This window comes from Candidatus Rokuibacteriota bacterium (assembly GCA_016209385.1).
GTDB lineage: Bacteria > Methylomirabilota > Methylomirabilia > Rokubacteriales > CSP1-6 > JACQWB01.
Window position 1 is genome coordinate 1 of sequence record JACQWB010000257.1, and the last position, 10,458, is coordinate 10,458.

The 10,458-nt window shown below is 65.7% G+C and carries 9 protein-coding genes; 2 read left to right on the top strand and 7 right to left on the bottom strand.

The features are described from left to right. The 7 genes from HY726_19270 to HY726_19300 form a co-directional block, all read right to left on the bottom strand. Positions 1–436: response regulator (locus HY726_19270; GenBank protein MBI4611135.1), on the bottom strand; the 436-nt coding region annotated here is incomplete at its 3' end. After that, positions 429–1,955, bottom strand: coding sequence for a PAS domain-containing protein (locus HY726_19275; GenBank protein ID MBI4611136.1), 1,527 nt, complete (start codon positions 1,953–1,955; stop codon positions 429–431). The genes HY726_19270 and HY726_19275, both read right to left, overlap by 8 nt. 390 nt (positions 1,956–2,345) lie before the next feature. Then, a complete protein-coding gene (locus tag HY726_19280) occupies positions 2,346–3,746 on the bottom strand; it encodes a sigma-54-dependent Fis family transcriptional regulator (protein ID MBI4611137.1) in 1,401 nt (466 codons plus the stop codon). Continuing rightward, the gene (locus tag HY726_19285; protein ID MBI4611138.1) at positions 3,721–4,413 is read right to left on the bottom strand and encodes a sigma-54-dependent Fis family transcriptional regulator; all 693 of its coding nucleotides are present in this window, start codon (positions 4,411–4,413) and stop codon (positions 3,721–3,723) included. The genes HY726_19280 and HY726_19285 overlap by 26 nt, the downstream gene beginning before the upstream one ends. A gap of 11 nt (positions 4,414–4,424) precedes the next feature. Beyond that, on the bottom strand, positions 4,425–5,954 hold the full coding sequence (locus HY726_19290) for a response regulator (GenBank protein ID MBI4611139.1): 1,530 nt from the start codon (positions 5,952–5,954) through the stop codon (positions 4,425–4,427). 655 nt (positions 5,955–6,609) lie between these two features. Continuing rightward, on the bottom strand, positions 6,610–6,903 hold the full coding sequence (locus HY726_19295; GenBank protein MBI4611140.1) for a GYD domain-containing protein: 294 nt from the start codon (positions 6,901–6,903) through the stop codon (positions 6,610–6,612). Between the two features lie 193 nt (positions 6,904–7,096). Beyond that, complete coding sequence (locus tag HY726_19300; GenBank protein ID MBI4611141.1) at positions 7,097–7,993, bottom strand: cation transporter; 897 nt, start codon at positions 7,991–7,993, stop codon at positions 7,097–7,099. A gap of 103 nt (positions 7,994–8,096) precedes the next feature. Here HY726_19300 and nuoL point away from each other — a divergent pair, with 103 nt between their 5' ends. Together nuoL and HY726_19310 are read left to right on the top strand one after the other, a co-directional pair. Beyond that, entirely contained in the window at positions 8,097–9,974 is a 1,878-nt protein-coding gene (nuoL, locus tag HY726_19305) for an NADH-quinone oxidoreductase subunit L (protein MBI4611142.1), read from the top strand. A gap of 20 nt (positions 9,975–9,994) precedes the next feature. Further along, positions 9,995–10,458, top strand: a 464-nt coding sequence (locus HY726_19310; GenBank protein MBI4611143.1) for a Fe-S-binding domain-containing protein, incomplete at its 3' end; no start/stop codon positions are given.

Here is a 10,458-nt window from a genome sequence, read left to right on the forward strand (position 1 = left end):
CCCTCTCCCCCTCGGGGGGAGAGGATAAAGGTGAGGGGGTGGGGTGAGGGGACGAGGGGCTGTCCTCGCCCTCTCTGAGAATCCGCCTCAGAAGGGTCGAAACCTCATCCAGCTCAAAGGGCTTGCTGATAAAGCCCTGGTACTCTCCCCGCCGCATCCCTTCCTGGATCGGCTGATCCTCCTCGTAGTGGTAGCCGGAGATCATGACGATCGGGAGCCGGGGGGCGAGCTCCCGGATGGCCCGCGAGACTTCAATGCCGCTCTTGCCGGGGAGCTTGACGTCGATGATGGCCACATCGAAGCTTCGCCCCCGCACTGCCTGGATCGCGTCCTCCCCCCGGTGGGCCTGAGTGATGTGCACCCCCTCGTCTACCAGGCCCTTCTCCAGAGCCCAGCAGATGTCCATCTCGTCGTCCACCACGAGGATCTCAAGCATCTGGCCTCTCCGCCGGCAGGGTGACCGTGAACGTGGAGCCCTTCCCCGCCTCACTCTCCGCGCGGATGGTGCCCCCGTGCTGCTGGACAATGCTGTAGGCGATGGAGAGGCCCAGCCCCGTTCCCTTTCCCACCGGCATGGTGGTGAAGAAGGGGTCGAAGATGCGGGAGAGGTGCTCTTCGGGGATGCCGGACCCGGTGTCGGCAAACCTGACCTCGATCCACTCTTGATGGTGGTTCGTCGCAAGTCGGCTCTCGATGGTGAACCGCCCCCCCTCGGGCATGGCGTTGTAGGCGTTGAGGATGAGGTTCATGAGGACCTGCTGGAGCTGGTTCTTGTTGCCCCTCACGCTCGGGAGCCCCGGAGCCAGGCGTTTTTGTATCCCGATGGACTGAAGGGAGATCTGGTGGCCGACCAGCCCAAGGGTGTCTTCGATGGCGCTGTTGATATCGACCCGCTCGACGAGCCCCGCCGACGGCCGGGAGAACCGGAGGAGGCTCTCGATGATGGCCGCGGCCCGGTTGGCGGCGTTCCGGATCTTCCCGGCGCACTCCTGCCTGAGATCACGATCATCCCCCTTCTTGAGGAGGATCTGGGCGGCGGAGGAAGTGATGGCCAGGGGGTTACGGATCTCGTGGGCGATGCCGCCGGCCATCTCGCCGAGGGCGGCCATCTTGGCCGACTGGACCAGTTGAAGCGCAAGCCGCCGCTTCTCCGTCAGGTCCCGCCCCACCCCGACTAAGGCCACCACCCGCCCTCCCTCCTCCCGCATAGCTGAGAAGCGCCAGGAGACGAGGAGCTCCTGGCCGGCTTTCGCCTTCATCCCCGTCTCTATCTCCTGGACCGTTCCCTCCCGGGCGAGCTCGGTGACGAGAACCTGGAGGTGGGGCCGGTCGGCCTCGGAGAAAAGATCAGCGAACTGTCTCGTCACCAGCTCCTGGCTCGAGAACCCCAGGATGCGCTCCGCGGCGCTGTTCCAGGTCATTACCGCGCCGGCCGCGTCCAGGGAGACGATGGGGTCGTTGGCACTCTGCACCACGCTGGCCAGGTGGCGCTCGACCTGCCTGACCCGCTCGCCCAGGCTCTTCTTCTCTGTCACGTCGTCCATGAAGAGCATCACGCTCTCGACCCGTCCGTCCTGATCCTTCAAGGGAGTCAGGCTGTAGAAGTAGACGCGGGCGGCCAGCCCCGGGGCTCGGTACTCCATCTCCCCGCCCTCGAATGGCCTGCCGGTCTGACAGACCTTCCGGAGCCGCTCCTCCAGGTCGGTGTAGTAGAGGATCACGGGAGGGAAGACGTCGCTGATCCGCTTCCCCAGCACCTCCCCCTCTTCCTTCCGCGATTTGACGAGGAAGTTCCGGTTGGCGAAGGTCACCCTGAGGCTGGGGTCGAGGATTAGGATGGAGGAGGGGATATGGGCGAGGATATCCGTCTGGAAGTTCCGCCCGCCCGAGTCCGGGACGACCAGCTCACCGAGGGCCCAGCTTTTCTTCTTTACGGTGATCGTCTTTTCCTTCATGCACGGTGCACAGGGCCCCCCGCAATGACTCTTTGGGGACGCTGTGTCTCGATCAAGCACAAAGGAAAAGAGCAAGTGTTATGCCACGCGCTCGGGAGAGAGTTCGGAGGGGAAAAGCATGGGGGAGAAAAGGGAAGGTGGAAGGGAAACTCGCTGGAACTGAATGACGCGAGGGACTATGGAGGCCCGCCTGTTGGCAGACAGGCGGACTCTGGCGGGAACGCCAGAACTATGGTGAGACCGCTCTGGCGCGCTCGCCATAGCGCGAGCTCGGGGCGAACGGGACGGCTATCGGACGAACCGGAACAGGAGAGTCACGGAGGATGAGGATAAGGAGGAGGCATTCGTGTCGCTGCAACGATCATCGGAGGGTCCACGGCGGGCGACTTTTTACGACCCCTGGAACTCCCGGGTCCGGATGCCGTAGCGCTTCATCTTGACGTGCAGGGTCTTGTAGTCGGTCCTGAGGAGCCGGGCCGCCTCGCTCTTGTTCCCCTGAGTGGCCTGGAGGGCGTGGCGGATCGCCTGCCGCTCCGCCTCAGCGGCGGCCTTTTCGCTCGCCTCTCTCAGAGAAAGACCCGCCGATCCCGAGCGCGGCTCCTCGGCTAACGGCGCCCGGGCGCCTCCGGGACCCAGGGCCGCCAGGTGCTCCGGCCGAATGAGGTCCGGACTCAGGAGCACGGCCTGGCGAATGACGTTCCTGAGTTCCCTGGCATTGCCCGGCCAGGGATGCCGGAGAAGAAGGGGGGCCGCCTCCTCTGAGATCCCGCGGACGGGCCGCTTTAGCTCCATACTGGCTTCTTCCAGAAAGCGCTTGGCCAAGTAGAGGATGTCCTCTTGCCGCTCCCTGAGGGGCGGGAGGGCGATGGTGAACTCGTTCAGGCGGTAGTAGAGGTCGTGCCTGAACCGGCCCGCCCGCATCTCTGTCTCCAGCGGGACATTGGAGGCAGCGATGATCCGCACGTTGACCGGGACCGCGCGCTTGCCGCCCAGGAGCTGCACCTCTCGCTCCTGCAACACCCGCAGGAGCTTCGCCTGGGTAGTTAAGGGGAGGTTGGTGATCTCGTCCAGGAAGAGGCTTCCCCCCTCGGCGAGCTGAAAGTGGCCCTCCTTGCGCCGGTCTGCGCCGGTGAAGGCGCCTTTCTCGTAGCCGAACAGCTCTGATTCGATCAGGGTCTCGGGAATCGCGCCGCAGTCCAGGGCGATAAAGGGCTTCTCGCACCGGGCGCTCTGCTGGTGGATAGCCCGGGCCACCAGCTCCTTCCCCGTACCCGTCTCCCCCTGGATAAGGACGGTGAAGGTGGAGCTGGCCACCTGCGTGATGTGCCGGATGACCTTCTGGATCTCCTGGCTCGGGCCCATATGCTCGCTGAGGGAGCCGCCGCCCTCTCCGAGTTGACTCCTGAGCTCCTCCACCTCGGCTAGCAGCGCCTGCCGCTCGAGGGCCCGCCGCACGGTGAGGACGATGTCATCGTTGTGAAATGGCTTGGTGAGGTAATCGTAGGCGCCAAGTCGCATGGCCTGGACGGCTGTGGGGATGTCCCCGTAGGCGGTGAGCATGATCACCGGCACTTGGGGGGCGATCGTCTTGAGTTTCCCGAGGGCCGACATTCCGTCGAGCCCTGGCATCCTGAGGTCCAGAATTACGGTGGCGGGAGCATCCGCCATGACCCGGTCCAGGGCGGCCTGGCCGTCCTCCGCTGTGACCACCTCGAGGCCCTCCGCCTGGAGGACCCCGGCCAGGAGCCAGCGCATGTCAGGCTCGTCATCTACGACCAGTATCCTCGCCATTTTCGGTGGACTCCCCTCGGTCGGTTCTCGACCTCACGAGATCCAGCATCGGTCCGACCCCCGGCTGGAACGTGGCAACGGGCTCGACGATAGAGGAAAGCCGCTGGAGCACCCGGGCGATTCGCTCACCGCGCCGGATGATGACCTTTACTCTCTCGGCAGCCTTCGGTTCCCTGAGCTCTTTCTCCAGCATCTGGGCATGGCCAAGGATGGCGGCCAGGGGGTTGTTAATCTCATGGCTCAGGGCGCGCGCGGCCTCCAGGAGAGTGGCGACCTTGGCGGCCGTGAGGCGCGTTGCCTCCAGCTCTCTCTTTTCCAGCGCCCTCCTGACGGTGAAGAGGATCTCGTCGTGGTCAAAGGGCTTAGTGAGGTAGTCGTAGGCGCCAAGCCGCATGGCCTGGACGGCGGAGGGCAGATCCCCATAGGCTGTGACGATCACGACGGGCATGTGGGGGTCCGCCGCGTTCGCCCGCTCCAGAACCTGGAGGCCATCGAGCCCCGGCATCTTGAGATCCAGGAGGACGACGTCCGGGGGCTCGCGCGAAATCTGCTCCAGGGCAGCCTGGCCGTCTTCCGCTGTGGCCACCTCGAAGTCTTGATCTCGAAGCACGCTCGTCAGGAGCCAGCGCATGTCGGGCTCGTCATCCACAACCAAGACTTTGGGCATCCCGAGCTCCGTCATCCCGCCCCGGCCCGAACGCTCTGGGGGGTCTTGGCCGGCAGAAGCATGGTGAAGCGGGTTCCCCGCCCTTCCTGGGTCTCCACAGTCAACCTGCCCCGGTGGGCCTCCACGTGACGGTGGGCGATAGAAAGGCCCAACCCTGTGCCCTGCTCCCGGGTGGTGAAGAAGGGGTCGAAGATGCGGTCGAGATGCTCCCCCGGGATGCCCCGGCCGGTGTCCATCAGTTCTACCCGAACCCATTCCGGGGGATCGAAGACGATCCTGACCGTGATCGTTCCGCCGTCATCCATCGCCTGGACAGCGTTGAGGAGGAGGTTGAGGAAGACCTGCTGGAGTTGCTCCGGATCGCCCTCAATACGAGGGAGGGCAGGGGCATACTGCTGCACGACCTCCACGCCATGCTTCGCGAACTTCCCTCTGAGGAGAAAGCACGCTCGATCCAGAGACTCGGTCACATCCATGGCCCTCAAGAAAGGCTCCCGTGGCCGGGCAAAGGCCAGGAGCTCCCGGATCGTGCGATCGGCCGCCGCCACGTTCCGGTGGATCACCTCAAGATAGTCCCGGCTCGCCCGCCGCCGGTCGCCGGGGTACCCGAGCAGGAACTGCGCCGAGCTCCCGATGATAGCCAGCGCATTGCCGAGCTCATGGGCGAGTCCAGCCGCGAACTGGCCCACGGCGGCAAGCTTTTCTGAGTTGTGCAGGTCGCGCGCCTGGTGGATTTTTTCCGTGACGTCTCTGATGTGCTCGACAGCCTCCGTCGGCCGCTTCCCCGCGTCAGCCAGCGGGTAGCCGGAGACCTCCAGATAGCTACAGCTCCCATCGCGATTCCGCCGTGACATGGACGCCGAGGCGGCCCGACCGGTGGCGAGCGTCTCAAGGAGCGGGCACCCCTCGCAGATCTCTTCGCGGCGGCACAGCTCACGGTAACACTTCCGGCCGATGAGGGTGTCCGCCGGTGTGCCGGAGAGGGTAGCGGCCCCCTCGTTGGCGGCGATGATCGTGAAGGTCTGATCGACGATGACGAGGGAATCTCTGATCCCGTTGAAGACCGCGCGGAGCTGCCGTTGGCTTTCAACCAGCGCCGCAGTCCTGGCCTTGACTCGCTCCTCCAGCTCCTCGAGCAGGGCCTCCTTTTCCGACACAAGCCGGTGGCGCTCCAGCGCCTGATTCACTCTGCGGCCTAGAGCCTCCAAGGCGAAGGGCTTCAGGAGATAATCAAAGGCGCCCTGCCGGACTGCCTCGATGGCGGAATCAAGATCAGCGTGAGCGGTGAGGATCAGGATCTCGGTTCCTGGACTTGCCTCTTTGACAGCTTTCATGAGGGTGAGGCCATCCATCGTGGGCATCCACAGGTCAGCGAGGACGAGCGGAGGGCCCTCCGCTCGGAAGATCTGAAGAGCCTCCTCCCCATCACGGGCCCGCAGAACCTCGCAGCCCAGCCTCGGGATAAACTCGGCGATCAGGTCGAGGATCTCTTCGTCGTCATCGACCACCAGGACCTTTTTGTTACCTACCCCATGGCTCACCTCCTCCCCTCTGATGACGAGCCTCACAGAACGACAAAGGTAGACCACACTCTGAAGGCAACCGGGTTCCCGGTCGGGAACCTTGATAGTGGTCCCGCCTCGTTAGCGCCAGAGAAGGCGCCCAGTCGGTCGCGTAGCATACGCCCTCTGTTCAAGAAATATGCCAGGGCTCTCGAACCCCGCTTCGAGAGAATCCCCCACGGGTCTGCCGTCTCAGTCGAGCAGGGTTATCCGAGGAACTGCCAAGAAGTCCAAGAGGCTGTTTCCTTGAGCTGACAGGGTCCAGCACTGCCTGGTCGTGGCGCGGATCTGTCCTGCTCCCTGCGGGCCTGGCAATCGGGCCGATCAGAGGAGAGCGCTGCTGTCTGGAAATTCGAGCGACATAATTTCGCTGAGTTTAGGAGATTGAGCCGGATGTGCAGACAGACCTTGACCTTCCGGCCGATCGTACGGGAGGGCGAAGAGAAGTTGCTCACCCTCATCCCCGGCGGATCTGGACGCGAGTCCTGCCACTTTGTCTGTCATCTTGGCAGTCATCGGCCACGGCACACTGATCCACCGCCTCACCCAAGGTTCTCCTCGCCCTTGGGCCGTGTCGGCCTTGAAGGTGTTTAAAATCTGCTAGCCGCCCTCCGACAGTCGGTTCGCGCGCGGCTCAGGGAAGCCCGGCAACGATCTTCCGGTACTCGGCCTCGGGGAAGGCCTTGAGGGTGGTCGTCCGGACGTTTCCGAGGGAGGAGACCGCGAGGACAAACCTGGCGATCGCCTCGTCGCTCGGGGCCTCGGCAACAACGACGATGTCGTAGCTCCCCAGCGTGAGGTAGAACTCCTTCAGCTCGCCGCCCATGTCCTTGAGGAGCTTCTTCGCGGCGTCCAGGCGCTTGGGCGAGTCCTTGATGTTCCGAATCCCCTGGTCGCTGTAGTTGATCAAGCTGATATACGTCGGCATGCGCACCCTCCTCTTGCACAGTCCAGCGGCGTCGAGACGTCGGTCCGGATTTTCATGGCTGCAGTAGATCCTGTGCGGGGGAGCACGGGCAGGCGAAAGTCCACATACGCCGTCCCGATGGCCAACGAGCGCGTGGGAGGCTTTTTCAGGGTCGCGCGCCGAGGGCATAATTGCCTCCCGGAAGGCCGGGCGCTCAGTACGGAAACTCGCCGGGCTCCGGCGGGGCGCCGACCGGGTCCACGTGGACGACGCAGTAGCCGACGCGGGTTTCTGACATGATGGCGTCCCGCACGGCCTTGGCGACTTCTTCGCCGTCCGCCACCGTCATCGTGGGCTCCACCTCCACGTGGATCGTGAGGTGGATGGTCTCGGGCCCCACGTGCTCGGCCCTCAGGTCGTGGACCGCCCTCACCGCCGGGACGCCGCGCGCCAGCCGCTCGATCTCCTCGAAGAACTCGCGCCCGGGAGCGCGCCCCATCAGGATGCGCGCGTTGTCCCTGAACAGCCCGACGGCGTTGGCGGCGATGAGCCCGCCGACCACTAGCGAGGCGATGGGGTCGGCGAGGTAGCTCCCCCGCGCGACGAAGATGGCGCCGACCAGCGCCGCCAGGAGCCCCAGCTCGTCGTTCAGGCACTCGAGGAGCTGGGCCCGCGCGGCGGGACCGCGCCGGCGCTGGACGGCGAGGAGCGCGAGCGGGATCAGGCTCACCGCCATCGAGATCACGAGGGCCCCGATCGCCAGCTCGAGGTGGCTGTAGGCGGGGGTGGGAGGCCTGAAGATCCGGGTGACGGCCTCCTCGACCAGCCGGAAGCTCGTGAAGGAGATGAAGAGGGTCGCGGCGGTGAGCGCCGCGACGTGCTGGGCGCGCCCGTACCCGTAGCGGTACCTGGTATCGGCAGGGCGCCGGGAGAAGCGGTCGGCGATAAGGAGGAAGCTGGAGATGGCCAGGTCCGAGAGCGTATGAAGGGCCTCTGCGAGGAGCGCGAACAGGCCCGTGACCCACCAGGCCACGACCTTGAGCAGCAGGACCAGGCTGTAGCCGGCCAGTGCCGCGGTGAGCCCGACGGAATACTTGGCCCGCCGCTCCATGTCCTCTTCTTACACCATTTGCGAGAGCCGCTCCAGTCTCTTTGCGCGCGCCTCAGGCGGGGCGCGGCTTGACACCCCCAGGTGGAGCCTGTAGAGTTGCGGGGTGTCGCAGAACGTCTGGCTGATTCCCCTCTTCCCCCTCGTCGGGACTCTCGTCAACGCGCTCTTGGGACGGGTCATCGGTGCGCGCGCCCACTGGGTCGCAGTGCCCGCCACCGGAGCCTCATTCCTCGCCGCTTACGTCCTCTTCGTGCGGGTCCTCGACGGCGAGACCTACACGGGCGACCTCTTCCCGTGGATCGTCGCCGGGGAGTTCCGCACCGCCGTCACGGCCCACGTCGACCAGCTCTCCGCGGTCATGCTGCTGGTCGTGACGGGTGTGAGCTTCCTGATCCACCTCTACTCGGCGGGCTACATGCACGGCGACCCGGGCTACGCCCGCTACTTCGCCTACCTGAACCTGTTCGTCTTTTCGATGGTGATGCTGGTGCTCGCCGGGAATTTTCTCCTCCTGTACGTGTTCTGGGAGGCGGTCGGGCTCTGCTCCTACCTCCTGATCGGTTTCTGGTACCGGCGCCAGGCGGCGGCCGACGCCGGGAAGAAGGCCTTCATCGTCAACCGGGTGGGAGACTTCGGCTTCGGCCTCGGGGTCATGTACCTCTGGGTCGTGATGGGCACGCTGGACTACCCGGAGGTTTTCGAGAAGGCGGCCAGCCTGCCCCCCGAGACCGCGACGGTCATCGCGCTCCTCCTGTTCATGGGGGCCTGCGGCAAGTCGGCCCAGCTCCCGCTCCACACCTGGCTCCCCGATGCGATGGAGGGGCCCACGCCGGTGTCGGCGCTGATCCACGCGGCCACCATGGTGACGGCGGGCGTCTACATGGTGGCGCGGAGCCACGCCCTCTTCGAGCGCTCCGGGGTCGCCCTCGAGGTGGTGGCCTGGGTCGGCGGCCTGACGGCGCTCTTCGCCGCCTCCATCGCGCTCGTCCAGACCGACATCAAGCGCGTCCTTGCCTACTCGACGATCAGCCAGCTCGGCTACATGTTCGTCGGGGTCGGCGTCGGCGCGTATGCCGCGGGGATTTTCCACCTGGTGACCCATGCCTTCTTCAAGGCGCTGCTCTTCCTCGGCGCCGGAAGCGTCATCCACGCGCTCAAGGGAGAGCAGGACCTGAGAAGGATGGGGGGTCTCGCCCCGCGGGTGCCCGTGACCACGATCACGTTCGTCGTCGGGGCGGCGGGGCTCGCCGGTATCCCGGGCCTCGCCGGGTTCTTCTCCAAGGACGAGATCCTCACGTCCGTGTACGGCGCGGACCGGCTCTGGCTCTGGGCCCTGCTCCTGCTCGGGGTCCTGCTCACGGCCTTCTACACCTCGCGTCTCGTCGTTCTCGCCTTCTTCACGCCGTCGCGGATACCGCGGGAGGTCGCCCACCACGTCCACGAGTCGCCGCTGGTCATGACCCTCCCGCTGGGCGTCCTGGCCTTCCTCACCGTGGTCACCGGGTTGGCGGTGGGGATTCCCTTCGCCTACGGCACGGTGTTCGCCCGCTTCCTCGCTCCGGTCTTCCCGCTCCACGGCGAAGGCGGCCACGGTGGGCCCTCCGCCGTCCTCCTGATGGCGCTGTCGAGCCTGCTGGCGCTCGCGGGGGTGATCCTCGCCTGGCTCGTATACGGGAGCCGTCCCGTGCGGGTCGATGCGATCGGTCGGCCCGGGAACCCGCTCCACGCGCTGCTCCTCCGCAAGTATTACGTCGACGAGCTCTACGTGCTCCTCTTCGTGCGGCCGCTGGTCGGCCTGGCGGACTTCTGCGCCCGCGTCTTCGACTTGGGCTTCATCGATGGCATCGTGAACGGCGTGGGGCGCGTCGTGGTCGCCTGGGCCTCCGGGATGAGGCGGATCCAGACCGGCTACGTGGCGAACTACGCCCTGACCATGCTCCTGGGGGCCGTGGCCATCGTCGGCTTCCTCCTGGCGAGGTAACCGGCGCGAAGGGACCTCCGATGTCGGCGCCCCTGCTCACCGTGCTGACGTTCCTCCCCGCCGCGGGGGCCGCGGTGGTGGTCGCTCTGCCGCGGCGCGACGCCCTGATCCGCTGGGTGGCCCTCCTCGTCGCCATCGCCACGTTCGTGGTCTCGCTGGCGCTCTACGCCGATTTCGATCTGCGGAATCCAGGCTACCAGTTCGAGGAGCGGCTCGCGTGGATGCCCACGTTCGGCATCGCCTACCACCTCGGGGTCGACGGGATCAGCCTCCTCCTCGTGCTCCTCACCGCCTTCCTCTCGCCGCTGGCGCTCCTCTCTTCCTGGCGGGCCGTGGAGGTCAAGCTCAAGGAGTTCGCCGTCACGATGCTGCTCCTGGAGACGGGGATGCTCGGAGTCTTCGTCAGCCTGGACCTCTTCCTCTTCTACATCTTCTGGGAGGCCATGCTGATCCCCATGTACTTCATCATCGGAGTCTGGGGCGG

Bases quoted from the DNA above. Each gene is read 5' to 3' on its own strand.
- HY726_19275 (MBI4611136.1), bottom strand. From the start codon at position 1,955: ATGAAGGAAAAGACGATCACCGTAAAGAAGAAAAGCTGGGCCCTCGGT.
- HY726_19280 (MBI4611137.1), bottom strand. From the start codon at position 3,746: ATGGCGAGGATACTGGTCGTAGATGACGAGCCTGACATGCGCTGGCTC.
- HY726_19285 (MBI4611138.1), bottom strand. From the start codon at position 4,413: ATGCCCAAAGTCTTGGTTGTGGATGACGAGCCCGACATGCGCTGGCTC.
- HY726_19295 (MBI4611140.1), bottom strand. From the start codon at position 6,903: ATGCCGACGTATATCAGCTTGATCAACTACAGCGACCAGGGGATTCGG.
- HY726_19300 (MBI4611141.1), bottom strand. From the start codon at position 7,993: ATGGAGCGGCGGGCCAAGTATTCCGTCGGGCTCACCGCGGCACTGGCC.